This is a genomic window from Allokutzneria sp. A3M-2-11 16, from assembly GCF_024213555.1.
GTDB lineage: Bacteria > Actinomycetota > Actinomycetes > Mycobacteriales > Pseudonocardiaceae > Allokutzneria.
The window spans coordinates 314,190-340,469 of sequence record NZ_JANAVO010000003.1 but is presented as its reverse complement, the minus strand read 5'-3'; the positions used below and the strand labels follow the sequence as shown (position 1 = coordinate 340,469).

Sequence of the window (26,280 nt, the reverse complement as noted above, 5' to 3'; positions counted from 1 at the left end):
CGGTCAGAGCAGGCGGGTCGCGTACGGCATGATGCCGCCGTAGCGCACCGACGTGACCCGGACCCTGGCTCCGGAGAACGGGGCCTCGACCATCCGCCCGCCGCCGATGTACATGGCGACGTGGTGGATGCGCCCGCCGCTGTGGGCCCAGAACAGCATGTCGCCCGGCTGCATCTGCGACAGCGGCACCTTGCGGCCCGCGTTGTACTGGTAGCCGCTGTAGTGGGCCAGGTTGATGCCGACCCCGGCGAAGGCGTAGATCATCAGGCCGGAGCAGTCGAAGCCGATCTTGCGGTAGTCGCCGAAGACGTCCGCGACGCCGCCGTCCCGGATGCCGCGCGTCGGGCCGCTGCCGTTGCCGCCGCCCCACGCGTAGATCACGCCGAGCTGCGAGAGCGCCCGGTTGATCACGATCTGCACGGCGCCGCTGCCCGCGACCCTGGTCGGCCGCTGCACGGTGCCCCTGGTGCCACCGCCGCCGGTGCGCCTGCGCTCCTCGGAGGCGGCGGCAGCGGCGGCCTCGGCGGCCTGGCGGGCCAGCTCGGCCTCCTCGCGCCGCTTGGCCTCCTGCCAGTTCTCGAAGGTGCGCCGCTGGTTCTGCAGCCCGCTGACCCGGTTGCGGGCCTCCTCCAGCTGCCGCTCGACCGAGCTGCGCTCGTTCTCCAGCTGCTCGGCCCGGCGCTCCTGCCCGGCCCTGGCGGTCACCGCGGCGGCACGGGCGACGTCGGCGGCGCGCTTGGCCGCCTCGGCCGCGTCTTCCTTCTGCTTGGCGATCTCCAGCGCCTTGCGCGCCAGCGAGTCCTTGTTGGCCTTGTCGGTGCGCGCCCGCTGCATGTTGTCCAGCGCGGTGAGCTGCGAACCGCTGGCCGCGTCCAGCATCCGCAGCCGTTCCAGCAGCTCGTCGGCGCTGCGCACGCCCATCAGCGCGCGGATCGAACCGACCGTGCTGCCCTGCTGGTAGCTGCTGCTGGCGAACGCGTCTACCTGCTTGCGGACCTCCTCGATGGCCCGCCCGGCCGCCTCGGCCTCGGCCTTGGCGCCGTCCGCGTCGCGCTTGGCCGCCACCGCGGCGGCCTCGGCCTCGTCCAGGTCGACCTGCGCCTTGTTGGCGTCCTCCATCTTCAGCTGGACCTCTGCGGAGAGCTCCAGGAGCTTGGTCTCGGCCTGGGTCAGCTGGTTGGTCAGCTTGCCGACCTCACCGGCCTTGGAGTCGACGTCCACCCGGCCCTGCTGCAGCTCGGTGTCGCTGGGGTTGGGCGGCGGTGGGGGGACGGCCTGGGCCGTGCCCGCGATCCCGACCGCGGTGACCATCGCGAGGGCCACGCTGACGAGCGTGCTGCCGCTCCGTCGAGTCGACATCAACTCACCTCCCACGGGCGGACCGCGGTGCTCCCCGGTCCCGCTGAGCGGTCCGACCTGGCGTTACCCGCCGAACACGCAGCGCAACTGTGCACCCCGACATCAACTCCTGCCACTTGTAGCAGCAGAAACACGCGCCTCGTCCCTCACTCGTGTCACAAAGGGGCACAAATCAGTCACGGTGCCCCCGGCCTCCGCTGGGCAGAACCTTACGCAGCGCGACGTGTGATCGGCAGCAAAATGGCCCCTTCGCTCCGGGCAAAGGGGCCATTCGCACGCGTTGCTAGTTCACGGCGCGCTCCCGGCCCGCCCAGAAGGGCTCGCGGAGCTTGAACTTCTGGATCTTGCCGGTGGCCGTGCGCGGGATGGACTCGCGGAACTCCACCGAGGTGGGCGCCTTGTACCCGGCCAGCCGCTGCTTGCAGTGCGCGATGATCTCCTGCTCGGAGACCTCCGCGCCCTCGGCGGTGACCACCAGCGCCTTGATCGTCTCGCCCCACTTCTCGTCGGGCACGCCGATCACCGCGACCTCGGCGACCGCGGGGTGGCTGAACACCGCGTCCTCCACCTCGATGGACGACACGTTCTCGCCACCGGTGATGATCACGTCCTTCTTCCGGTCGGAGATCGTCAGGTGGCCCTCGTCGTCCAGGGTGCCGCCGTCACCGGTGTGGAACCAGCCGCCGTCCAGAGCGTCGTCGGTGGCCTCCTTGTTATTCCAGTAGCCCTCGAGCACGGTGTTGGAGCGGGCCAGCACCTCCCCGGTCCCGGAGACGGTGAGCCGCACGCCGATGGCCGGGGAGCCCGCGCGGGAGAGCTTGCGGGCGCGCTCCTCGGCGGGCAGGTCCACGTCCAGCGGCCGGGTGCGGTTGAAGGTCAGCGTCGGCGAGGTCTCGGTCAGGCCGTAGAGCTGCTGGAACTCCCAGCCCAGCTCGTCCTCGATGCGCGCGATGGTGCGGGTGGGCGGCGGGGCGCCCGCGCAGACGATGCGCATCGAGCCGCGGCCGGGGATCTCGCCCCGCCAGTCCTGGGCGGCGTCGAGCACCATGTTCCAGACCGCGGGCGCGCCGCAGGCCAGGGTGACCCCGTGCTGCTCGACCCGGCGCAGGATCTCCATGCCGTCGACCTTGCGCAGCACCACCTGCTTGGCGCCCAGACCGGCCAGCACGAACGGCATGCCCCAGCCGTTGCAGTGGAACATCGGCAGCGTGTGCAGGTAGACGTCCCGCTCCCACGCTCGCACGTGTAAACCGAACGTCATCGTGTTGATCCAGATGTTGCGGTGGGTGATCTGCACGCCCTTCGGCCGCGCCGTGGTGCCCGACGTGTAGTTGATCGTGGCCGTGGCGTCCTCGTCCGGCTCGGCCCACGCGCGCGGCTCGACGCCGAAGCGCATCAGCTCCGACTCGGTCTGCTCGCCGAGCACAAAGCGGTGCCGCGCGGTGATCCCGCTCAGGTCCGCATCCAGCTCCGGGTCGACCAGCACGGTCGAGGCGCCGGAGTGCTCGACGATGTAGGCGATCTCCTCCGCGCGCAGCCGGAAGTTGACCGGCACGCAGATCCGGCCGCTCGCCGGGACCGCGTAGAGCAGTTCGAGCAGGCGGCTGGAGTTGTGGCTGATGACGGCGACGCGTTCGCCCTCGCCCACCCCGAGCGCGTCGAACCCCGCCTGCCAGGCCCGCACCCGCGCCGCGACGTCGCCGTAGGTGGTCGTCGGCACCGCCGCCGCGGGCTGGTCGGGCTCGTCGACTATGGCGGTCGAACCGGACCAGACGGATTCGGCTCGATCCACGAAGTCGGCGACGGTAAGCGGGACCCGCATGGTCTTCGTACCTCCAGGGCCGGAAACACCGAGTGGCCGGAAGGGTACTGAGGGCTACCGGCGGGCGACAGGCACCCCCGGCATGACTCACCCTTCTGGCGGCCGGGCGAACGCACGCGGCCGAACGGAGGGCGGCGGGACGGGAGTGCCAGGATGCGCGTCGTGCGACACCAGTTGCGGCGGCTCGGCATCGGGCTCGCCATCCTCGGCCTCGTCATCACCGTCGTGGGCACCTTCCTGCCCTGGCTCTACTCGGGCTCGGTGCAGCGCAACAGCTACGAGGCAGCTGACCTGCTACGACGCCTGCTCGGGCTGGACTCGGGGGTGGGCGGGGCACTGCTCGTGGCCTGGCCCGCGGTCGGCCCGCTGGCGGCGGTGTGCGTCGCCGGTTACCTCCTGGGCCTTCCCCGCGTCGCGGCTGTAGCGAATCTGCTCCTCTCGGCGATAACCGGCGCAGTGGGGGTGTTCGCGTCCGTCCACGCCGACTCCGGGGGATCGTTGGTCGGCCTGAGTTGGACGGGACCTGTATTCGTGCTGGTCGGCGCCGTGCTGGCGCTGCTCGGCGCGATCGGCGTACTCGTGGGCGCCCCTGGACCTTTCACACAGGGGAGTGACATTGAGCAGCACCGAGGGCTACCAGGTTCCCGAGCTTCCTGAGCCTCAGGAACCGCAGCCGCGCCGCAGGACCGGCCTGATCACCGGGGTGATCGTGGGCGTGCTCGCGCTCGTCGGCGGGGGCGTCACGCTGGCCGTGGCGATGCAGGGCCCGGACGCGCCCGGCTCGTCGCCGCAGGGCGCGGTGTCCGGGCTGGTGGACGCGCTGAACAAGAACGACACGGTGGGCGTGCTCGACCGCGTCCACCCCGCGGAGGCCAAGGCGTTCCGCGACCTCGCACTCTCCTCGGCCGCGGAGATGAAGCGCCTCGAGGTGCTGCGCGCCGACGCCGACGCGCTGAAGATGAGCGGCGGCGTGAAGGCGGAGGAGATCGGCTTCGCCGACGAGCCCGAGGAGAAGGTCACCGACCGGATCAGCGTGGTGAAGCTGGTCAAGGGCCGCGTCTCGCTGACCAGCGACCCGGCGCAGGCGCCCTACACCGAGAAGTTCCTCAAGCTGATGGAGGGCACCCCGGGCGCCTCGGTCAGCCAGACGTCCACTGTGGACATCGCGGATGTGGTGCGGCGCACCGGGAAGCCGGTCCGGATCGCCACCGTGAAGGTCGGCGACTCCTGGTACCCCAGCCTCTACTACTCGCTCGCAGACTTCGTGCTGCAGATGACCAAGCGGTCCTGGCCGAAGGAGACCGTCCCGGCCGTCGGCGCCGCCTCCCCGGAGCAGGCCGTGCGCGAGCTGGTGACCGCCGCGGTGGACGGCAACCTCCGCCGGGTGATCGAACTGCTGCCGCCCACCGAGATGGCCGTCGCGCACGACGTCGGCAACGCCCTCGTGGTGCAGATGAGCGGCGAGGTCCCCTCGGACACTAAGCTCGTCGAGCTGCAGACCGAGACCAAGGACATCCCCGGCGGCAAGCGGATCAGCCCGCGCAAGATCGTCCTGGAGACCGGCGGCATGCGGATCTCGCTGGCCAGGGACGGCGACTGCGTGAACATCGACGCGGGCCAAGGCAAGCGGGTCGCGTGCCTGGACCAGATGCTCGCCGGTGTCGAGGAGGCCGCGGCCGAGGAGGGCGTCCAGCTGTCCGAGGCGGCGCTGCGGACCTTCCAGAACATCGGCCGCAACGTGCTCGACATCGGCGTGGCCACCGTCGAGGAGGGCGGCAAGCACTACCTGAGCCCGACCGGCACGGTCAACGAGCTGTTCCTGACCTTCCTGCGCGGGTTGGACGCCAAGTCGCTGGCCGAGCTGGCGCAGCTCGGCGGTCGCTGACCTGGAGTGATCGTGAGGGCCGCCCGGAAACACCCGGGCGGCCCTTTCTTTTTCGCCCGTTCGGGGAACCCCACGGTAGGGCCGCCGGTCCAAACGGCCCCGCGACGACCTAGGGTCGCCGTGCGAAGCGCGCAGCAGAACCGCAGGAGGGGACACCGTGAGCACTCCCGGGAACGATTCGGGCGGGAACGATTCGGGCCAACCCGCTCAGCCCGGCCCGGCCGAGGGGCCCGGCCCCCAGCAGCAGCCGCCGCGACCGGACGGGCCGGACATGACGACACCGCCGATGGGCGTGCCTGCCCAGCCCCAGCCCCAGCCCGGCCAGCCCCAGTCGGGCCAGTTCCAGCCCGGTCAGTTCCAGCCCGGTCAGTTCCAGTCAGGTCAGCCCCAGCCTGGACAGTTCCAGCAGGGCCAGTTCCCGCCGGGGCAGGTGCCGCCCGGTTACGGCCCGCCGCCCGGCTACGCGCCGCCGAAGAAGAAGCGCACCGGCGTGGTGGTCGGCGTCATCGTCGGCGTGCTGGCGCTGGTGGCCGCCGGGGTGACGGCGATCTTCGCCTTCTCCGGCGCCGGCGCGAACACCCCGACCGCGGCGGCGACCCGGTTGGTGGAGGCGCTGGGCAAGGGCGACATCGCCGGGATGATGACCAGCCTGGCGCCCGCCGAGGCGAAGCTGAGCCTGGACTACACCGCGGCGTCGATGAACGAGCTCAAGCGCCTGGAGGTGATGAAGCCCGACGCCAACCCCGACCAGCTGGCCGGGGTGGAGCTGAAGGCCGAGGGCCTGCGCTTCGACGAGGCCGGTGAGGAGCAGCTCAACGACCACGTGGCGGTCGCGAAGCTGGTCGCGGGCAAGATCACCGTCACCTCGGACACCGCGAAGCTGCCGCTGGCGGACAAGTTCGTCGACCTGGCCTTCCCGAACGGCCGGATCGACCAGCGGATGACCCAGACCATCGACATCGCCGACGTGGTGCGGGGGCTGGGCGGGCCGGTGCGGATCGCCTCGGTGAAGGTGGACGGCTCCTGGTACGCGAGCATGTTCTACACGATCGCCGACAACATCCTTGCCGCCGAGGAGATCGCCTGGCCGAAGCAGTCGATCCCGGCCAACGGCGCCGCCGACCCCGAGACCGCGGTCAGGGAGCTGGTGCAGGCCGCGTTCTCCGGCAACCCGCGACGGGCGTTCGAGCTGCTGGCGCCGGACGAGATGGGCGTGCTGCACGACCTGGGGCCGTTGTTGCTCAGCGAGGTCCAGGCGGGTGAGACGGACTTCGGCCTGCGGATCGTCGAGCTGAAGACCACCCGCAAGGAGGTCAACGGCGGCACCAGGGTCGGCCTGGAGTCGGCGGTGGTCGAGGTCAACGGCCAGCGCGGTTCGATGCGCCGGGTGCAGGACTGCTACGAGGTGCAGGACCCGCAGGGGCAGGTCAAGAAGACGTGCGCGAAGGACATCGTCGCGGACTTCACCTCCGGCATGGAGGAGAGCTTCCGGCGCAACACCGGCCGGGCGCTGCCGCAGCAGCTGAAGGACTTCGCCGAGCGGATCGTGCGCAACTTCTTCGACGCGGGCGTGATGTCTACCCAGGTCGACGGCAAGCACTACGTCAGCCCCCTGCGCACCTTCAGCGAGCTCATGCTGACCGTCCTGCGCAGCCTCGAACCCAAGGACATCGAGGAGCTCGCCAAGGCGGGCAAGTAACTCCCAGCCCGGGAAGGGGCGTCTTCAAGTACCCCCAACCCCCGCTGTGACGGTCTCAAACCGCCCCCAACCCCGGCGTGGTCCGGAGGTCGGGGGCGGTTTGCGATCTGCTGGGACGGGGTCGGGGGTACTTGAAGACCCGGGTCAGCCGGTGATGCGGTCGTCCTCGGGGCGGCCGACGGAGGGGTTGGCGGAGGCGAACTTCCGCAGGCGCATGCTGTTGGAGACCACGAAGGCCGAGGACAGGGCCATGGCGGCGCCCGCGATCAGGGGGTTGAGCAGGCCGAGCGCGGCGAGGGGCAGCGCGGCGACGTTGTAACCGAAGGCCCACACCAGGTTCCCGCGAATCGTGCCGAGCGTGCGCCGTGCGAGCCGGATCGAGTCGGGCACCGCGAGCAGGTCCTCGCGCACCAGGATCAGGTCGGCGGCGTTGATCGCCACGGCGGTGCCACTGCCCATCGCCAGGCCGAGGTCGGCGGTGGCCAGCGCGGGCGCGTCGTTCACGCCGTCGCCGACCATCGCCACGACGCGGCCTTCGCTCCGCAGCCGTTGCACCATGTCGACCTTGCCCTGCGGCAGCACCTCGGCGACCACCTCGTCGATGCCGACCTCCTGCGCGACGGCGCGGGCGGTGGCCTCGTTGTCCCCGGTCAACAGCACCGGTCGCAGGCCGAGCGCGCGCAGCTCGGCGACGGCCGCCGCGGCGGTGGGCTTGACGGTGTCGGCGACCGCGAGGAGTCCCGCGACGGAGCCGTCCCATTCCACCGCGACGACGGTCTTGCCGTGGGATTCCCATTGCCGCCGAAGGGTTTCCAGCTCCTCGGGGAGCGGCGTCGCGAGCAGGCTGGTCCGGCCGATGACGACCTCGCGACCGTCGACGACGCCGCGGGCGCCGAGCCCCGGCAGTGCCACGAAGTCCTGGACCTGGCTCAACGAAGCCAACTCCTGGCGTGCCGCGGTCACGACCGCGAGGGCGATGGCGTGCTCGGAGGCGTCCTCCACCGCTCCCGCCATGGCGAGCAGTTCCGCGCGGTCGACGCCCTCGCGCGGGTGGACGGCGGCAAGGGTCATCTTGCCGCTGGTGACCGTGCCGGTCTTGTCCAGCACGACGGTGTCCACGGCGCGAGTGGACTCCAGCGCGGAGGCGCCCTTGATCAGGATGCCGAGCTGCGCCGCCCTGCCGGTCGCGACGAGCAGCGCGGTCGGCGTGGCCAGGCCGAGCGCACAGGGGCAGGCGATGATCAGCACGGCCAGCGCGGCGGTGAAGGCGAGTTCGGTGGGCTGACCGAAGAGCAGCCACGCGCCGAAGGTCAACGCGGACAGCACGAGCACGACGGGCACGAACCCGCCTGCGACGCGGTCGGCGAGGCGCTGCACGTCGGCCTTGTCGTTCTGCGCCTGCTCGACGAGCCGGGCCATGTGCGCGAGCTGCGTGTCGGGGCCGACCTTGGTGGCGCGCACGATGAGCCGCCCGCCCACCGCGACCGTGCCACCGATGACGGCCTCGCCAGGCGCCACGGGCACCGGGACGGATTCGCCGGTGACCATGCTGTTGTCGACGGCGCAACGGCCTTCGTGCACCACTCCGTCGGCGGCGACCCGCTCCCCCGGCTTCACGATGAAGAGGTCGTCGACCTTGAGCTGAGCGATCGGCAGCACGACCTGCGAGCCGTCGCGCAGCACGGTGACGTCCTTGACGCCCAAAGTGGACAGTGCGCGCAAAGCGTTGCCAGCACTGCGTTTCGCCCGCGCTTCGAAGTAGCGGCCCGCGAGGAGGAACGCGGTCACACCAGCGGCGACTTCGAGGTAGACCGACCCGCCCGCCTCGGTGGTGATCTCGAAACCGGTGTGCAGCTCGGAGCCGGTGGTGAACAGCAGCGAGTACACCGACCAGCCGTAGGCGGCGAGCACACCCATCGACACGAGGGTGTCCATCGACGCGGCGCCGTGGCGGGCGTTCTTGAAGGCCGCGCGGTGGAAGGGCCCGGCCGACCACAGCACGACGGGCGTGGCCAGGGCGAGCGACACCCATTGCCAACCCGGGAACCGCAGTCCTGGCAGCAACCAGAACGCCAGTGACAGGTCGCAGAGCGGTACGGAGAGCACCAGCGCGACGAACAGCCGGTGCCGCAGCGCGCGCACTGGGTCCTGGGCCGGGGGCGCCTGGGTGACAGTCCGCGCGGTGTACCCGGCCTGCTCGACCGTCTCGATCAACGTGCGCGGATCGGTCCCGGCGGGCGCTGTGACGGCCGCCTTCTCGGTCGCGTAGTTGACGGTCGCGGTGACGCCGTCGAGCTTGTTCAGCTTGCGCTGCACACGATTCGCGCACGCGGCGCAGGTCATCCCACCGATGATGAGTTCAAGTTCGGTGGCAGTGCTGTGGGACATGGCTACAAGTCTCCCAGTGGGTCAGCCGCGTACGTTATGCGGACCACCCCATCGCTGTGCCGCTCGGCCTTGGCGTGCACGCCGAAGACCTCGCGGAAGATCGTTGGTGTCAGCGCGTCGAGGACTTCCCCCGCCGCGACGACCTTGCCGTGGTCCAGCACGACCAGGTGGTCACAGCTGCGGACCGCCAGATCGAGTTCGTGCAGCACCGCCAACGTCGTCACGCCGAGGCCGCGCACCGTCGACAGCAACGCGAAACGGGCCCGGATGTCCAAGTGGTTGGTTGGCTCGTCGAGCACCAGCAGCGAGGGCTCCTGCGCCAGTGCACGCGCCAGGTGCACGCGCTGCCGCTCACCACCCGACAGCGACACCATGGGCCGCTCCGCCAGCGCCGTGACACCGGCGCGCTCCATCGCCACGCGGACGGCTTCGCGGTCGGCGGACGTCGTCCGGGAAACCATGCCGTGGTGCGGAGTTCGGCCCAGCTCAACGACTTCGGCCACGGACAGCGCCGAGGAGCCGCCTTCCTGGAGGACCGCCGCGACCCGCCGCGCCGACTCCCTGACCGGCAGGGACCACAGGTCGGCGTCGTCGAGCTTGACGACTCCCGTCAAGGGGCGGAGCGACCGGTAGACGGTGCGCAGCAACGTGGACTTCCCGCTGCCGTTCGGCCCGACCAGCCCCACCACCGAGCCCCGCGGGACGGTCAGGCTCACCCCGTCCAAGATCGGCTTGCCGTCGAGGGTGACGCCGATTCCGGCGATGTCGAGCCTCATGCCTCCACCAACGTCCGGCCACGGCGGAGCAGCCACAGGAAGAACGGCGCGCCGAACGCGGCCGTGAAGATGCCCAGCGGGAACTCGTTCGGGCTGTCCAACGTGCGCGCGAGCAGGTCGACCAGCACCAGGTAGAGGGCTCCGCCCAACGCGGCCAAGGGCAGCACCCGGCGGTGGTCCGCGCCGACGATCAACCGGACCAGGTGCGGGATCATGAGGCCGACGAAGCCGACTCCGCCCGCCACCGCGATCAGCGTGCCTGTCAGCAGCGAGGACGTCAGCAGCAGGCCGATTCGCGCCCGCCGGACGTCCACGCCGAGCGAAGTCGCGGACTCCTCGCCGGTGACCAGCGCGTTGAGCCGCCGCCCGTAGAACATGAGCGCGGCGACGGTGCTCAGCACCACGGCACTCACCAGCCAAAGCTGATCCCACCGCGCGCCCGCGACGCTGCCGAGGAGCCAGAACATCACCGACTTCAGCTCGTTCGGGTTCGCGCGCAACTGGATGTAGCTCGTCAGCGCGGAAAGCACATAGCCGACCGCGACGCCGACGAGCACCAAGCGCGTCGGCACGAGCCTTCCGCGCTGCTGGCCGAGCGCGAACACAACCGCCACCGATACTGCTGCGCCAAGGAATGCGGCCGACGAAACGCCCAGCGTTCCAACTCCGGCGGTCAACACGAGAACCGCGCCAACCGAAGCGCCGGAGGAGATGCCCAGCACATAGGGGTCGGCCAACGGGTTCGCGACCAGAGCCTGGAGGACAACGCCCGCCACCGACAGTCCGGCTCCGCACAATGCGGCAAGGAGCACCCGGGGAACCCGGTACTGCCAAAGGATCTGGTCGGCGACCGGATCGAGCCCGGCGGTGTTCCCCGTGATGTGACCCATAATCACCGACCACGCGTCGCCGAGCGGAATGCCGACGGAGCCGATCGTGGTGGCCACGACCATGACCACAACGAGCAGCACCGCACAAGCGCTCTTCACTGGACGGGGTGGAGCAACGCGGCGATGCGCTCGACCGCCGTGGCGTTATTCGGTCCGAAGTAGATGGAGTCGGAGAGCACCACGTGCCGCTTCGCCTTCGCCGCCGCCCACTGCGGGAACTGGTCGTAGAGCTTGGTCGCGGAGGCGTTGGGGTCGGGGTTCTGGTAGTTCACGATGATCACGGCGTCGAGCTGGGCGGCGGCGAGCTGCTCCTTGCTCAGGTTGGCGAACAGCTGCGGCGCGCTGTCGGCGAACGCGTTCACCCCGCCCGCGCGCGTGATGATGTCGTTCCAGATCCCTTGTGCACCAACGGAGCTGAAGTCACCGGCACCCATGTCCATGCCCGGGATGATCAGCATGACCCTCGGCTTGGGTTTGTCCTTCACCCGCGCCTCGACCTGCGCGATCCGCCGCTGCGAGTCGTCGATCAGCCGCTCGGCGCGGTCGCTGACACCGTAGATCCGGCCGAGGTCGCGGAGCATCGCGTAACTGTCCTCGACGGCCTGCTTTCCGCCGGTGCCACACATCTTCGCGGGCACATAGGTGTTCGCGCCGATCGCGCCGAGGTCCTCCCGCGTGGCGAAGCCGCGACTGCCGTCGAAGCCGCCGCCGTAGGTCGCGAGCACGAAGTCCGGGCGCAGGCCGAGCATCGCCTCACGCGGGATGTCCAGCTGGTCGTTGAGCTTGATCCCACCCGTGGGCAGCTTCGCGATGGCCTCGGCACGACCCGGCTCGTCCGACGCGCCGTAGGACTGCGAGTTGGCCACGACGCGGTCCCCGAGCCCCAAAGCGACCAATGTGGACACTTCGGCGACTGATCCGCCGTTCATCACCACGGTCCGGCTCGGCGGGCGTTGGAAGGTGACGTCCTTGCCGCAGTTGGAGACCGTCACCGGGTAGCCCGGCGCCGGTGGCTGCTGCGCCGCACCCGTCGATGTGCCGCACCCGGCGACGGTGAGGAACACCAGTGCTAATGCGGTGCGCTTGAACTGCATGTTGATTCTCCTAGTTGGCGGCGGGAAGCAAACCTGCGGCGACGCAGTGGTCCAGAAGTCGGTGCACGACCTCTTTGTCCACTGTGGAGGACTCCTCGGGTTCTTCGGAATCCGACCACAGGTCGAGTAGGGCGAGAGTCGCTGGATCGAGGTCGGTGACACGCGCGCGCCATTCCGCACGCGAGCACACCTCCACGGGGTAGCCGTAGTCGGCGATCCACGCGTACAGGTCGCTGAGCACGATGCGGCTCTCCGGCAGGACGGTGTGAACTCCGCTGTGTTGAGCCAAGATCTCGCGGGCGGCGTCCCGTGCGTCGACCCACGGCTCGGCGTGGTGCAGCCTCGGGACGACTCCGGCCGGAATCCCCTTGAGCAGCAGCTGCCACAGCACGTCGTGCGGGTTGAGGGTCGGGCCGGCGACACGGCCGAGGCGGTGGATCGTGGTGTCGAGCCCACGTCGACCGGCTTCGAGGACGAGCTGTTCGGCCACCCACTTGCTCTGCTGGTATCCGGTGTGGCGTTCGGTCAGGACGGACACTGTGGACACGTAGTGGAACCGCGACGGCGCTCCCGCAGCTGCGAGCCGCAGCAGTGAACGAGTGCCTTCGACGTTCGCAGCGCGCACACTGTCGTATCCCCGCAGCAGGCTGACCTCGGCCGCACAGTGGTAGATCGCGTCAACCCGCGCCAAGTCCTGCCATGTCCGCACGTCCAGGCCCAGCCAGGGCTTCGTGAGGTCGTACTCCGGGCGGGCGAGGCAGATGATCTCCGCGTCCGTGGTGCGGCGCAGCTCGGCCAGGAGGTGCCCGCCGACGAAGCCCGTGGCGCCGGTCAGCAGGATGCGCCCGGACCGCACACTCGTTCGACCGGGCAGGATGTCGCGGTCGAGCACCGCGTCCTCCTCCGGCGCTCCTTTCGGCCGCTCCTCACCGCCGTCGAGCGCCCGCGCGAGGCCGCCCGCCGTGGGGTGCCGGAACACCAGGGTGGCGGGCACCTCGACGCCGAGCGCGGCTCCGACGCGGTTCGCGACCTGGATCGTCTGGAGCGACTGACCACCGGACTCGAAGAAATCGTCCTCAGTGGACAGATCGAGTCGGCCCAGCACGTGACGCATGATGCCGAGCACCGTACCGTCGTTCGCGGACGTTCGGTCGAGCTTGCCGGAACGTTTGCGGGGCAACGCATCCACGAGCTCGATGACGCTCGGGATGACGGCCGCGGGCAACTGTTCACGGAGGTGCTCGCGCAGGTCGGTCACCACCTGCGCGGTGAGCACCTTGGTGCCGTCCGGCCGTGCGTGTGCGGTGACCATCGCCGCCCGCACCGCCGGGTGCCGGACCAACGCGGCCTCCACCGCGCCGGGCGAGACGCGGTGACCGCTGATCTTGACCTCGTCGTCGAGGCGGCCGAGGTGGTGGAGATGCCCGTCCCGGCCGAGCCGGACGCGGTCCCCGGTGCGATAAGCGCGCTCGCCGTCTACTTCGCGGAAGCGCTCGGCGGTTAGGTCGGGCTCACCGAGATAGCCGAGCGCGAGCCCGGCTCCGGCGAGCCACAGTTCCCCCGGCACGCCGATCGGCAGCGGCTTCCCGGCTGCGTCGGCCACGATCGCCTTCACTCCGCGCAACGGCCGTCCGATGGGAACTCCGCCCCCCGCAACGAGATCAGCCGCTGTGGCGACCACTGTGGCTTCGGTGGGGCCATAGGTGTTGATCAAGCGTGCGTCGGGCTGCGCCTTGTGCCAGCGCTCAACGCGTTCCGGCAGCACGGCTTCTCCGCCGATGATCACCAGGCGCAGCGACTCCGGCAGCGGTGGCATCGCGTACGCCAGCTCGTGCCAGTACGCCGTGGGCAGGTCGAGCACGGTGATCCGCTGCTCCGCGCACGCCCGCAGAAGTGCTTGGGGTGACCCGGTCATCTCGTCGGTGCGCAGGACGAGCGTGCCGCCGACGCACAGGATCGGGAAGATCTCCTCAACGCTCGCGTCGAAGTTCAGCGGCGCGAACTGGAGAACGCGGTCGGTTTCCCGGAGGTCGTAGCGCTCCACCGCGGCGGCGACGAAGGCGTTCAGCGCGCTGTGCCCGACCACCACGCTGCGCGGCTCCCCGGTCGACCCCGACGTCTGGATCACATATGCCGCATCGTCAAAACCCATGTCCGGCAAGGGTTCTTCGAACGGTGCGTACGTGCTGCCCGCGAGCACCGCGCCAACGATCCGAGCGACAGTGTCGATGTCCCGCGTGGGCTTGACCTGAACCAGGCGCTCGGTCGCCCCGGTGAGCTCGCCGTAGGTCAGCCGCTGATCGCCACACTCGATCGCGGTCGCGTGTGGATCTTGTTCGCGGATCAGCTCCGATACTGACCGCACTGGCGGAAGCGGGCCTCCATCGAGCACAGATCGTTGCCCACCAAGGAATCCCAGGATGCCGTCAAGGTGGCGATCGAGGTCTTCGACGGAGTAGCGGTCTGGGTTGCCGTCAACGACAACCTCGATGCCAGCGCCGTCCCGGCGGTCGTAGACGTTCACCGCGATGTCCTCAACCGGCCCCGCGGAGAGGTTGTGCGCCTGACACACCGCGCCCGCGAAGGTGAAGTCGTAGTCGAACGGCATCACGTTGACGACCGGGCCGAACAATCGCCTGTGCAGGCCAAGATCTCGGCGGAGCTGCTCGAAGCGGTAGTGCTGGTGCGGCAAACTCCGCCGCAGATCCTCGGCCGCCCTGTGCGCAAGCACGGTGAGGTCGTCGGTATCAACCCGCAACCGCAACGGAATCGCGTTGAGCACTGTGCACGGGACGCTCAGCGCCGCCGAGTCGGGACGGTTCAGCACAGGCAGGCCGAGCACGACCTCCTCCGCGCCGCTCGTGTGGCTGAGGTAGGAGGCAACCGCCGCGACCACGAGATCCGGCTTCGCCTCCGCCCGCGCGCGAACCCGGTGGAAGTCCCGCGATGGCAGCCCCGTTCCCTCGGCGAAGCTCAATGCGGGCGGGCAACCTTCGAGGTAGTCCAGCCAGTACTGGCGTGAGTCCGTCGTCGGTTCGACGATGTCCGCCAGTGACCCGAATCTGTGCGGGTCAGGCACGCGCCCTTCAGCCAGCGCGGTGTAGACCTCGGCCAGCCGCCGGGCGACGAGCGCGACCCCGTAGCCGTCCAGCGCGATGTGGTGAACGCGGTGGTACCAAAGGAAGATCTCGTCTTCTACCTGGAACAACGCGTGCCCGAACAGCGCACCGGACTCGATGTCGACCGGCGTCGCCAGGTCTCGCCGCATCCACTCCAACGCGGCTTCCATCGAGGCGTTGGCGCGGTGAAACGTCCACTGTGGACTGCCAATGTCGTCTGTCACCTGCTGAAGAGCGCGTTCGAACAGGTCCGAATCGATCGGGCCGCGGATCTCGACGTACTCGCCGGTGTTGTACGCCGGACTGGCCGGATCGAGCAGCTGCGCGGCCCGAATCCCCTGCTGTGCCGGGGTCAGCGCTTGCTTGGACTGCGGCCTTTCAGAGGTGGTCGACAGCATCGGCCACCAGTCGGCGACGGTGGGCCGCTCCATGAGCTCGGCGAAGTTGACGTGCACGCCGTGCTCGCGCCAGCGGTCCACGATCGTCAGCAGGCGAACGGAGTCCAGCCCGGCATCGTAGAGGTTGAGGTCGTCGGTCAGCTCCTCCGGTTCCATCAGCAGGAACTCGGCGATGTCGGCCCGAAGTTGGTTCAGCGTCAGGGACACGTCAGTTGACCTGCCGCTCCCGGTCGTGCCAGAACTGCTCGCGCAACACTCGGCGCAGCACCTTGCCGCTCGGGTTGCGCGGGATCGCCTCGACGAACTCGTAGCGCAGCGGCAGCTTGAACGAGGCCAGCTTGCCCTGGAGGAAAGTCATCAGCTCCCGCGCGGTGGCCTTCTCCTTCGTCACGACGAAGGCGTGCACCGCTTCGCCCCACCGCTCGTCGGGAACACCGATCACCGCGGAGTCGGCCACCGCCGGATGCCCGGCGAGCACGCCCTCGATCTCGGCCGGGTACACGTTCTCCCCCGCCACGATGATCATGTCCTTGATGCGGTCGCGGAGGAAGACGTAGCCCTCCTCGTCCACACATCCCGCGTCCCCGGTGCGCAGCCACCCGTCCACAAGGGACTCTGCCGTCGCGGTGGGATTGCGCCAGTACTCCAGCATGTTCGCCGGGCTGCGCAGCCACACCTCGCCGACCTCGCCCACCGGGAGCGGCAGCCCGGAAGCGTCCCGGATCTCCGCGGCGAAGCCGGGGTACGGCCGTCCTGCCGCCTGCATGCGCGGGCCGCCCGGCACGTGCTCGGACGGCGGCAGGCAGACCGCGGTGTTGCCGGTCTCGGTGAGCCCGTAGATCTGCGCCAGCTCGCATCCGACCTCGTCCAGGCACCGCGACAGCAACGCCTCGGAGATCGGCGAGCCACCGTAGACGATCTTGCGGAGGCCGGTCAGCTGTCGGCGTTCGTCGAGCATCAGCCGCAGCATCGCGGGCACGACGCAGGTGATCGTCACCCCGTGCTCGCGCACGAGCCGGACCGCCTCACGAGGAGCGAACGCGGGCATGATCACGTTGGTGATGCCCGCGGTCAACCCCTGCACCGCCCACCACAGCCCGCCGATGTGAAACCCAGGCACACCAACAAGACTGATGTCGTCGGAGTGCCAGTCCAGCCAGTCGAGACCGCTACCCTCCAGGGCCGCGCGCACCTCGAAGAAGCCACGCTGGCCGAGCACCACTCCCTTGGGCAGGCCGGTGGTACCGCTCGTGTAGAGCTGCGCCACCGCGTCATCCGGCCCGGACGCGACCGGCTTGCCTTCCGGCGCCGAGCCCTTCCAGGCTTCGAAGTCCTCCAGCCACACAACGGGCATCTCAGGGACGGCCTTGGCACAGCTGCGATCGGCGAAGATCACGGTCGCGCCGGAGTCCTCGACAATGTGCCGCACCTCGGCCGCGGTGAGCCGCCAGTTGATCGGCACGAGCACCGCGCCCGATCGCGAACAGCCGAACAGCAGCTCGTAGTAGAGCGGGGATTCCTTGCCCAGGAAGGCGACTCGCTGACCGGCGCTCAGACGGCTGGCGATGCGGTCCGCTTCGCGATCGAGATCCACATAGGACAGTCTGGTTTCCCCGCAGATCAAAGCGGTGCGCCCGGACACCTGTGCGCGCAGGGCACCGCCCAAGGTTCGCTCAAGCACGCGGCGGCTCCATGATCGCCAGGAGGACCTTGCCCTGCGCTGCTCCGCCGTCGTCGTCCCAGAACCGCACTTCCGTGTGCGCCAACAACATGGGCCGCGTCGACTCGCGGTAGCGGATGTCGCCGATCGTGACCTCGCCGCAGAACCGGCGTGCGTTGATGGGCCGCTTGAACCGGGACTCGAAGGAGGCGATGAGGATGTCCGGCAACTGCTTGCGCCAGTAGTCCTCCATCGTCCACGTCGCGAAGTCGGGCATCGTGCCGTCCCGCACCGCCCGCGCCATCAGGTAGTAGACCAGCTGGTTGTAGCAGATGTTGAACTCGACCGAGTTGAAGTGCCCGGTGTCGTCGATGTAGCAGGACTCCGGGATGGCGAAGTCACCGCGCGCGGCGGCTTCCCCGCTCACGTCGGCGGCGAGCAGGTAACGACAGTCCACTTTGTACGGACGGAGCACGCGCTCCAGCAGCACGTCGCCCATCACAGCGCCCGCGCGTAGAGCTTGTGCTCGTCCATCACCGTGACGCGGTGGGAGACCGTGGGCTCCGGAGTGGTCGTGTGCAGCGCGCGGTGGATCAGGCTGCGGTTGTCCCAGATCAGCAGATCGCCCTGCTCGTAGGTCTGGAGGTGGATGTTCGGGTGCGCGCACTCCGGGTCGAGCTGCCCGGTCTCGTGCAGCAGCCGTTGCAGGACACCGTCATCAGCGCCTTCGATTGCGTAGGTGAAGCCCTCGCTGATGAACAGCACGGACTCCCCCGTCACGGGGTGGGCGAAGACCGTGGGCTGCGCGACCGGCGGCGTCTCGCGCTCGATGTCCTCCATGACCTCCCAGATCGGCCGGTAGACGTCCTCGGGCCGGATCTTGAAGTAGCGGCGCGCGCTGTGGAAGCTCGTCGTGCCCACGATTGCCTTGCGCAGGTCCTCGGGTAAGCGCTCGTACGCCTTGCCCATGTCGATGAAGTACGTGCCGCGGTTCCTGCTCGGAACGACCTGCGGGTGGATCAGCGTGATGCTGAACGGTTCCGGCATGAACTGGTAGTCGGAGTGCCAGAACTTCCCGGTCTTCGGCACCCCGTAGCCGCCCTCGTTGGCGGAGACGAAGATCTCCGCCAGCTCCGGGTGCCGGTACATCGGCTGGTAGTAGGTGACGGGCTCGCCGAAGCGGGCGCCCAGGTCAAGGAACTCGCGCGGGCTCAGGTCCTGGCCCTTGAGCAGCACGATCTTGTCCCGGTAGACCGCGTCGGCGATCGCCCGGATGTCGGTGTCGCTCGCGGTGGCGGCGTCGAAGCCGGTCACCGTGACACCCATGGCCTTCCCTGCCTGTGGCGTGATCCGCATGTTCGAGTGGTCGTCGAACAGCGGGCGGGAGTTCCAGGCGTTGGTGACGAGTCGGTAACGCTCAGCCGGTGTCGCGCTGCTCGGTGAGTTCGAGCAGGTCATCGCGAGCGCGGGCGACGCGCGAGCGGATCGTGCCGACCGGGCAGTCGCAGACGTCGGCGGCCTCGGCGTAGGACAGGCCGAGCACCTGGGTCAGCACCAGCGCTTCGCGGCGGTCCTCGGCGAGGCCGTCGAGCAGCAGGTTCAGCTCCACCACGTCCTCGAACCCGGCCGCGGTGCTCCGGGACCGCGCGGCGTCGGCCTCGGCGACCCAGTCCACCCCGGCGGCGGTGCGCGGGCGGACCACGGCCGCGCGGACCTGGTCGACGACGACGCGGCGGGCGATGGACAGCAGCCACGTGCGCGCGGAGGAACGGGCGGCGAAGCGGTGGAGGCTGCCCAGGGCGCGGAGGTAGGTCTCCTGCGCGAGGTCGTCGGCGGAGCGCACATCGGAGAGGTGGGCGACGAAACGCCACACGTCGCGCTGCGTGGCGCGGATGAACCGTTCGAGCGCGGCGCGGTCGCCCGCACCCGCGTCCAACGCCCACTGCGTCACGCGCTCGTCGTCACCCTCCGGGACAGTCACGACGTCCAAGCGTAATCCACCCGTCCGGTGGGAACTCACCCCTGCTCTGGGCCGACAATCAGAGTGTGAACTGTGCGACCTGCCGTGAAGCGCTCTCAGCCAGGATGGACGGCGAGCCGGAGCCCGTCGACCCCGACGCGCACCTTTCCGGCTGTCCGGACTGCCAGGCGTGGCAGGAGCGGGCATCGGCGCTGACCAGGACGCTGCGCGTGCGGCCAGCGGTGACCCCGCCCGACCTCGTCCCCGCCGTGCTCGCCGCGGCCCCCGCGCCCCGCCAGCCCGGCCGGTGGACCCGCGCGGCGCTCGTCGCGGTCGCCACAACTCAGTTGGCTCTCGGCATCGCGCAGTTGATCGGTGTGGACGCCGCGCACGGCGGACTGATGTCCGGGCACCTGTCCAACGAGAGCACCGCGTGGAACATCGGCCTCGCTGTAGGGATGCTCTGGGCCGCGCTCCGCACGCGCGCCGTCGCCGGGCTGCTGGCCGTGCTCTCCGGGTTCCTCGTGATGCTCATCGGGTATTCGGTGCACGACCTCATCGTGGGCACCGTGCCGTTCGCTCGTGTCGCGTCGCACGGATTGTTGTTGGTGGGCTTGGGATTGCTCTACGCGCTGCACCGCCAATCGCGCCTGCCCGCGCCGCCTTCGCCGGATCATCGTTCCGTGCCCATGTTGCGGTCCACCGACGCCGCCTAGTCGTCCTTCAAGCGCCCCACCGCGCCATCGATCAGCTCGCGCACGATGTCGGCGTGCCCGGCGTGGCGGTGGGTTTCGGCGATCATGTGCACGAGGATCTTGTGGAGCGTGACTTCCTGACCCCAGACATTGGTCGTCGCATCGAGGGGTAGCGCGTCGATCGTCTCATCGGCATGAGCACACGCCCTTTTATAGCGGTCGACGATTTCTTCGCGGGACTCGTCGTCGGTGGCGCGCATGTCGATTCCGGGTTCGGGGTTGTCGAGCCACGGGATGTCGAAGGGGCGGCCGAAACTGAAGTAGCCCGCTTCGCAGCCGGTGAGGTGTTTGACGAGTCCGAGCAGATTGGTGCCGGTGGGGGTTTTCGGTTGGCGGATCTGGTGGTCGTCGAGGTCTTCCAGTTTCCAGAGGATGGCTTGGCGGGCTTCGTTGAGGTACTGCTTGAGGTGCTCTTTCACGTTGTGCCTTTCGGGGGGTTTCCTGCTTGTGTGGGCTGGACTTCCGGCGTGTGTGGCTGAGCTTCCTGCTTGCGTGGCTGGGCTTCCAGCTCTGGTGGGCTGGGCTTCCAGGGCGTGTGGCTGGGCTTCCAGCAGGGGACGGCTGGACTTCCAGCGGGGGGGGGGCGCTGGGCTTCCAGCGTGGGGGTCGGCTTGACCTGGGGGCCCCTTGCGCGTGCCCTTGGGCCTCACAGGGGCACGGGATGAAACCCCGGCCCTCGCGACAAGCGTATGGCACGCGCACCCCAGGTAAAGCCGACCCGCTTTCATGTGCGGCTTGCTGTTTCGTGGGGGTTGCGTTTCGGGCTTTTCGGGCGCCTGGCAATTCATCCTTTAGAGCCATGATCCACTATTATTATGCGATAAAATGGGGACATGGCCCTCGATGCTACTGACGCGAAAGTCAAGTCAACGTTCACCGGTATCGGTAAAGCCGTCGTCGAATTCCTGGTGGCGTTGATGGAGTACGTCGCGCAGCTCCGACCCGCCGAACGTGAGTACGCCGAGGAGTTGCTGATGCCGCTGTTACGGATCTCGAAGGAGAAAGCATCACGACTGCTAGCGAAAGCCTCAGATTTGACCGCGCGCCCCGTGGTCTTGCAGGCGCTGGCCGAAGGCCGCGTCGACGAGGGGAAGGCGTTGATGATCGTCGAACTCCTTCAGCCCCTCTCCGCCGTGCAGGCCGCCACCGCCGAACAAGTGTTGTTGGCCCATGCGGAGAACAACGCCTACTCCGCCACCCGCCAGTACGCGCGCCGCTACATCGACCGACTCGACCCCACCGCCGCCGAACACCGCCATCAGGAGAAGCGCGAGCAACGCAAGGTGGAGAAAACCAACCTTGACGACGGCATGGCCTCACTCCGCCTGATCATGCCCGCCCTCGACACCGCCCTCGCCTTCGACCACATCGACGCCATCGCACGCGGCCTACCGAAGGACGGCCGAGCGTTGGACCAGAAACGCGTCGACGTGGCCCTGGACCTGTTGCTGGGTAAGGAAACCGGTGCCCCGCAGGGTCAGGTGACGGTCAACCTCACCATGGCCATCAGCTCACTCATCGGCATGGACGACGACCCCGCCATCCTCCAGGGGCACGGGCCGCTGCCCATCAAGATCGCACGGGATGTCGCCGCAGGAGGGATCTGGAAGCGCATCCTCACCGACCCGGTGACCGGAATCGCGGAGGATGTCACCACCTACCGGCCCACCACCAAGCAGCGGGAGCTGATCGCGGCCCGCTACCCCCACTGCACGATGATCGGATGCCGCCAGCCGGTGCACCGCTGCGACCTCGACCACTGCTGCCCCTTCAACGGAAGCAACACGTCAGTCGACAACCTCCGGCCGAAATGCCGCAGGCACCACCGCATGAAGCACGAAACCAGCTGGCAATGCCACAACCTCGAAGACGGACGCCACGTCTGGACCACACCAGAAGGCAAGACCTACGAATCAGAAATCGAGCCGATCGGAGAACCCGCGCCCTTCTAGAGGCGCCGAGTGCCGATCTGGTTGATCACCACCTGGGCCGCGCCAAGGACTGCGAGCGCCAACGGAATGTGCCACGCGAGCGAAGCGGCGAGCACGGACGGGGAAGCCGGGACGAACATCTGGCCGACCAGATCACCGAGCGGCGGAACGCGGCCCAACCCCACGGCGACGAGCATCACGACGATCAGAGCGCTCATCGTCCACCCGGGACCGGCCAGCACGGGACGCGCGCACAACAGGCCGAGGGCGATGCCCAGAGCAACGGCGACGACGTGAGCGCCGAGGCCGATCAGCACGGTGGACAGCGGGTACGGCTCGGGGTTCACCGCGATCGGGACCAGGACGGAAAGAACCACGAGCAGGGCGTTGCACAGCACCGCGAGCAGCAGCACTCCGGTGGACGCGCGGCGCCAACCACCGGCGGCGGTGATCGTGACCATGCGGGTCACGGGGTCCTCGCTGTTCGCCACCACGGCACTGAGCCAGGCGCTGACCGGGAACAACAGCATCACGGTGGCGCCATAGGCGGGGATCGCGGGGCCCGCGCCGGTGGAGTAGAGCATGCCGAAGACGGCGGCGAAGACGACCATCGGCGGGAACCACCGCTGGGAGCTGATCAACTCGGCGGCGAGGTAGCGGACCAGGGGCCTCATGCGGGCTGCTCCGTCCGGCGAACCTCTTGCACCGAGCAGCCGAGGGCGAGGGCGGCGGTGAGGACGGAGTCGACCTCCGCGCCGAGCACCTCCAGGCGCACCAGTGGGCCCCGCGAGGACTGGAGCACTCCGGGGAGCGAGATCACCTCGGCGTGCAGGTCGGGCGGGCAGGCGAGGACCACCGCGCCGGTGCCGCCGGAGTCGGTGTCGACCACGCGCACCGAGCCGTCGGCGACCGCGACGGTACGCGTCGCGGCAAGCCTGGAGCGGGTGCCGGTGTGATCGGTGACCACGGCCGCCGCGCCGTCCGCGACGGCGGTGTTGATCATCGCGCAGAGTTCGGCGCGGGAGTGCTCGTCGAGACCGGCGAAGGGCTCGTCGAGGACGAGGAGGGCGGGGCGGGCGACGACGGCCTGGGCCAGCGCGACGCGCTGGGTGTTGCCCTTCGACAGCTCGGCCATGGGGCGGTCGGGGTCCCCGGCGAAGCCGAGGCGCTCCAGCAGCTCCATGCCGGTGTCGGCGGCACCGCGGATCGCCGACTGGTGGCGGAGGTAGTCGCGGGCGGAGAGCCTGAGCCCGGCGGGGAACCGCTCCGGCACGAAACCGACCGCGCTCCTCCCGGCGACAGCGCCCTCGGTGGGTGCGACGATGCCCGCGAGCACGCGCATCAACGTGGACTTGCCGCTGCCGTTGACACCTAGCAGAACGACCAGTTCCGCAGGCCCCACGTCGAGGTCGACACCCCTGAGCACCCACGGCCCGCGCCCGTAGCGCTTGCCGACGCCGGTCAGTCCGATCACGGGAACCACAGTGCCAGACGCCACGTGGGACCCGGGTTGAACGCGAATACAGGACAAGCGTACTGTTTGCCTCAAGTGAGGGGTGCGCCAGCGAACTCCGTGAGAGTGCGCAAGACTCGCCCCCGTTCCCGGACTCACCGCCCGTGATGGAGTTTCACGTGACTGCACCTGCGAGCAAGGACAGCTTCGGTGCCCGCGGCACACTGGCCGTCGGCGACGCCTCGTACGAGATCTTCCGCCTGAGCGCCGTCGACGGCGCCGCGCGCCTGCCGTACAGCCTGAAGGTCCTGCTGGAGAACCTGCTCCGCACCGAGGACGGCGCCAACATCACCGCCGACCACGTCCGCGCTCTCGGCAGCTGGGACTCGTCGGCCGACCCGGCGACGGAGATCCAGTTCACCCCGGCGCGCGTGATCATGCAGGACTTCACCGGCGTTCCCTGCGTCGTCGACCTGGCCACCATGCGCGAGGCCGTGACCGGTCTCGGCGGCGACCCCACCAAGGTCAACCCGCTGGCCCCGGCCGAACTCGTCATCGACCACTCGGTGATCGCCGACGTCTTCGCGCGCCCGGACGCCTTCGAGCGCAACGTGGACCTGGAGTACCAGCGCAACAAGGAGCGCTACCAGTTCCTGCGCTGGGGCCAGAGCGCCTTCGACGAGTTCAAGGTCGTCCCGCCCGGCACCGGCATCGTGCACCAGGTCAACATCGAGCACCTGGCCCGCGTGGTGATGACCCGCAACGGTCAGGCGTACCCGGACACGGTGGTCGGCACCGACAGCCACACCACGATGGTCAACGGCATCGGCGTGCTGGGCTGGGGCGTCGGCGGCATCGAGGCCGAGGCGGCCATGCTCGGCCAGCCGGTGTCGATGCTGATCCCGCGCGTGGTCGGCTTCAAGCTGCACGGCGAGATGCCCCCCGGCACCACCGCGACCGACCTGGTGCTGACGATCACCGAGATGCTGCGCAAGCACGGCGTCGTCGGCAAGTTCGTCGAGTTCTACGGCTCCGGCGTGACCGCGGTGCCGCTGGCCAACCGCGCCACCATCGGCAACATGAGCCCGGAGTTCGGCTCCACCGCGGCGATCTTCCCGATCGACCAGGAGACGGTGAACTACCTCAAGCTCACCGGGCGCCCCGCCGAGCAGCTGGCGCTGGTCGAGGCCTACGCCAAGGAGCAGGGCCTCTGGCACGACCCGGCCGCCGAGCCGGACTACTCCGAGCACATCGAGCTGGACCTGTCCACCGTGGTCCCGTCCATCGCGGGCCCGAAGCGGCCGCAGGACCGGATCGTGCTCGCCGAGGCCAAGACGAAGTTCCGCGGCGTGCTCGGCGACTACGCCGTCGCCGAGGAGCAGGGCAACGCCGATGAGGCGTCCGAGGAGTCGTTCCCGGCTTCGGACGCCCCGTCGATCACCACGTCCAACGGCAAGGACCAGCCGCACGCGCTGCCCAGCGCGGAGGGCCGCGTCAGCAAGCGCGTCCCGGTGACCCTGGCCGACGGCACCGAGACCACGCTGGACCACGGGCACGTGGCGATCGCGTCGATCACCTCGTGCACCAACACCTCCAACCCGTCGGTGATGATCGGCGCGGCGCTGCTGGCGAAGAACGCCGTCGAGCGCGGCCTGAGCAGCAAGCCGTGGGTGAAGACCTCCCTGGCGCCGGGCTCCAAGGTCGTCATGGACTACTACGAGAAGGCGGAGCTGCTGCCGTACCTGGAGAAGCTCGGCTTCCACCTGGTCGGCTACGGCTGCGTCACCTGCATCGGCAACTCCGGCCCACTGCCGGAGGAGATCTCGCAGGCGATCAACGACAACGACCTGTCGGTGGTCTCGGTGCTCTCCGGCAACCGCAACTTCGAGGGCCGGATCAGCCCCGACATCAAGATGAACTACCTGGCGTCCCCGCCGCTGGTGGTGGCATACGCCCTCGCGGGCACGATGGACCTCGACCTGGACAACGAGCCGCTGGGCAAGGACCCCGACGGCAAGCCGGTGTTCCTGGCCGACATCTGGCCGACGCCGCAGGAGATCCAGGACGTCATCTCCAGCTCGATCTCCTCGGAGATGTTCGTCAAGGACTACGCCGACGTCTTCGCCGGTGACGAGCGCTGGCGCTCGCTGCCGACGCCGACCGGCAAGACCTTCGAGTGGGACGGCGACTCCACCTACGTCCGCAAGCCCCCGTACTTCGAGGGCATGACGATGGAGACCACGCCGGTCACCGACGTCTCCGGCGCGCGGGTGCTGGCGCTGCTGGGCGACTCGGTCACCACCGACCACATCTCCCCGGCCGGTTCGATCAAGCCGGACTCGCCCGCGGGCAAGTACCTCACCGAGCACGGCGTGGAGCGCAAGGACTTCAACTCCTACGGTTCCCGCCGCGGCAACCACGAGGTGATGATCCGGGGCACCTTCGCCAACATCCGCCTGCGCAACCTGCTCCTGGACGACGTGCAGGGCGGCTTCACCCGCAACTTCCTCGCGGACGGCGAGCAGACCACGATCTACGACGCGTCGGCGGCCTACGCTGAGGCGGGCGTGCCGCTGGTTGTGCTGGCGGGCAAGGAGTACGGATCGGGTTCCTCGCGGGACTGGGCGGCGAAGGGCACCAGCCTGCTGGGCGTGCGCGTGGTCATCGCCGAGTCCTTCGAGCGCATCCACCGCTCGAACCTGATCGGCATGGGCGTGCTCCCGCTCCAGTTCCCGCAGGGGCAGACCGCCGCGTCCCTCGGCCTCGACGGCACCGAGACCTTCGACGTGGCGGGGGTGACCGAGCTGAACGAGGGCTCGACGCCGCGCACCGTGAAGGTCACCGCGACCAAGTCCGGTGGCGAGAAGGTGGAGTTCGACGCGGTCGTCCGCATCGACACCCCCGGCGAGGCGGACTACTACCGCAACGGCGGCATCATGCAGTACGTGCTCCGCAAGATGGTTCGCAGCTGACCTGACGCACATCACGAGGGCGCCCCGCACACGCATCACTCGGGGCGCCCTCGTCACTGCTCACCGCGGGTTGTGGCGTCTTCAAGTCCGACGCACCCGGGCAAGTTCCGTCTTTAACA

At 69.3% G+C, this 26,280-nt stretch carries 20 protein-coding genes; 6 read left to right on the top strand and 14 right to left on the bottom strand.

Annotation, left to right across the window (positions count from 1 at the left end; genetic code table 11):
• Positions 1-3: 3 nt before the first annotated feature.
• Together NLX83_RS23305 and NLX83_RS23300 are read right to left on the bottom strand one after the other, a co-directional pair.
• Positions 4-1,359 (bottom strand): NlpC/P60 family protein, encoded by a 1,356-nt coding sequence (locus tag NLX83_RS23305; RefSeq protein WP_254237250.1) that lies wholly within the window; start codon positions 1,357-1,359, stop codon positions 4-6.
• 283 nt (positions 1,360-1,642) lie between these two features.
• Positions 1,643-3,181: an AMP-binding protein gene (locus NLX83_RS23300; protein WP_254237249.1), complete on the bottom strand. Its 1,539-nt coding sequence runs from the start codon at positions 3,179-3,181 to the stop codon at positions 1,643-1,645.
• Between the two features lie 153 nt (positions 3,182-3,334).
• Here NLX83_RS23300 and NLX83_RS23295 point away from each other — a divergent pair, with 153 nt between their 5' ends.
• The 3 genes from NLX83_RS23295 to NLX83_RS23285 all read left to right on the top strand — a co-directional run bounded on the left by NLX83_RS23295 (position 3,335) and on the right by NLX83_RS23285 (position 6,765).
• Positions 3,335-3,838, top strand: a complete 504-nt coding sequence (locus tag NLX83_RS23295; protein ID WP_254237248.1) for a hypothetical protein — start codon at positions 3,335-3,337, stop codon at positions 3,836-3,838.
• A complete protein-coding gene (locus tag NLX83_RS23290; protein ID WP_254237247.1) occupies positions 3,798-5,066 on the top strand; it encodes a hypothetical protein in 1,269 nt (422 codons plus the stop codon). The genes NLX83_RS23295 and NLX83_RS23290 overlap by 41 nt, the downstream gene beginning before the upstream one ends.
• A gap of 157 nt (positions 5,067-5,223) precedes the next feature.
• The gene (locus NLX83_RS23285) at positions 5,224-6,765 is read left to right on the top strand and encodes a flagellar basal body protein FliL (protein WP_254237246.1); all 1,542 of its coding nucleotides are present in this window, start codon (positions 5,224-5,226) and stop codon (positions 6,763-6,765) included.
• Between the two features lie 144 nt (positions 6,766-6,909).
• Here the strand turns inward: NLX83_RS23285 and NLX83_RS23280 are convergent, their stop codons facing one another.
• The 9 genes from NLX83_RS23280 to sigC all read right to left on the bottom strand — a co-directional run bounded on the left by NLX83_RS23280 (position 6,910) and on the right by sigC (position 19,071).
• Entirely contained in the window at positions 6,910-9,153 is a 2,244-nt protein-coding gene (locus NLX83_RS23280) for a heavy metal translocating P-type ATPase (RefSeq protein ID WP_254237245.1), read from the bottom strand.
• A gap of 2 nt (positions 9,154-9,155) precedes the next feature.
• Positions 9,156-9,929, bottom strand: a complete 774-nt coding sequence (locus NLX83_RS23275) for an ABC transporter ATP-binding protein (protein ID WP_254237244.1) — start codon at positions 9,927-9,929, stop codon at positions 9,156-9,158.
• Entirely contained in the window at positions 9,926-10,900 is a 975-nt protein-coding gene (locus NLX83_RS23270) for a FecCD family ABC transporter permease (RefSeq protein WP_254237243.1), read from the bottom strand. The genes NLX83_RS23275 and NLX83_RS23270 overlap by 4 nt, the downstream gene beginning before the upstream one ends.
• 14 nt (positions 10,901-10,914) lie before the next feature.
• Complete coding sequence (locus NLX83_RS23265) at positions 10,915-11,913, bottom strand: ABC transporter substrate-binding protein (RefSeq protein ID WP_254237242.1); 999 nt, start codon at positions 11,911-11,913, stop codon at positions 10,915-10,917.
• 10 nt (positions 11,914-11,923) lie between these two features.
• Positions 11,924-15,637, bottom strand: coding sequence for an AMP-binding protein (locus NLX83_RS23260; RefSeq protein ID WP_254237241.1), 3,714 nt, complete (start codon positions 15,635-15,637; stop codon positions 11,924-11,926).
• A gap of 1 nt (position 15,638) precedes the next feature.
• A complete protein-coding gene (locus tag NLX83_RS23255) occupies positions 15,639-17,111 on the bottom strand; it encodes a long-chain-fatty-acid--CoA ligase (protein WP_254237240.1) in 1,473 nt (490 codons plus the stop codon).
• Complete coding sequence (locus NLX83_RS23250) at positions 17,104-17,589, bottom strand: FcoT family thioesterase (protein ID WP_254237239.1); 486 nt, start codon at positions 17,587-17,589, stop codon at positions 17,104-17,106. The genes NLX83_RS23255 and NLX83_RS23250 overlap by 8 nt, the downstream gene beginning before the upstream one ends.
• A complete protein-coding gene (gene scoE / locus NLX83_RS23245) occupies positions 17,589-18,446 on the bottom strand; it encodes a (3R)-3-[(carboxymethyl)amino]fatty acid oxygenase/decarboxylase (protein ID WP_254237238.1) in 858 nt (285 codons plus the stop codon). The genes NLX83_RS23250 and scoE overlap by 1 nt, the downstream gene beginning before the upstream one ends.
• Positions 18,447-18,507: 61 nt before the next feature.
• Positions 18,508-19,071 (bottom strand): RNA polymerase sigma factor SigC, encoded by a 564-nt coding sequence (gene sigC, locus NLX83_RS23240; RefSeq protein ID WP_254237237.1) that lies wholly within the window; start codon positions 19,069-19,071, stop codon positions 18,508-18,510.
• A 65-nt stretch (positions 19,072-19,136) separates the two neighbouring features.
• Between sigC and NLX83_RS23235 the strand changes: the two genes are divergently transcribed.
• Entirely contained in the window at positions 19,137-19,766 is a 630-nt protein-coding gene (locus NLX83_RS23235) for a zf-HC2 domain-containing protein (protein WP_254237236.1), read from the top strand.
• Here the strand turns inward: NLX83_RS23235 and NLX83_RS23230 are convergent.
• Positions 19,763-20,224: a DinB family protein gene (locus tag NLX83_RS23230; RefSeq protein ID WP_254237235.1), complete on the bottom strand. Its 462-nt coding sequence runs from the start codon at positions 20,222-20,224 to the stop codon at positions 19,763-19,765. The genes NLX83_RS23235 and NLX83_RS23230 overlap by 4 nt on opposite strands.
• 414 nt (positions 20,225-20,638) lie before the next feature.
• On the opposite strand from NLX83_RS23230, the gene NLX83_RS23225 reads away from it, so the two are divergent.
• Positions 20,639-21,757 carry an HNH endonuclease signature motif containing protein gene (locus NLX83_RS23225; protein WP_254237234.1) on the top strand — a complete coding sequence of 373 codons (1,119 nt, stop codon included), beginning with the start codon at positions 20,639-20,641 and terminating at the stop codon, positions 21,755-21,757.
• Here the strand turns inward: NLX83_RS23225 and NLX83_RS23220 are convergent.
• Positions 21,754-22,410 (bottom strand): hypothetical protein, encoded by a 657-nt coding sequence (locus NLX83_RS23220; RefSeq protein WP_254237233.1) that lies wholly within the window; start codon positions 22,408-22,410, stop codon positions 21,754-21,756. The two genes, NLX83_RS23225 and NLX83_RS23220, sit on opposite strands and share 4 nt — an antisense overlap.
• A complete protein-coding gene (locus NLX83_RS23215) occupies positions 22,407-23,210 on the bottom strand; it encodes an ATP-binding cassette domain-containing protein (RefSeq protein ID WP_254237232.1) in 804 nt (267 codons plus the stop codon). Before NLX83_RS23215 ends, NLX83_RS23220 begins: the two co-directional genes overlap by 4 nt.
• A gap of 146 nt (positions 23,211-23,356) precedes the next feature.
• Here NLX83_RS23215 and acnA point away from each other — a divergent pair, with 146 nt between their 5' ends.
• Positions 23,357-26,161, top strand: coding sequence for an aconitate hydratase AcnA (gene acnA / locus NLX83_RS23210; RefSeq protein ID WP_374118798.1), 2,805 nt, complete (start codon positions 23,357-23,359; stop codon positions 26,159-26,161).
• Positions 26,162-26,280: the final 119 nt, after the last annotated feature.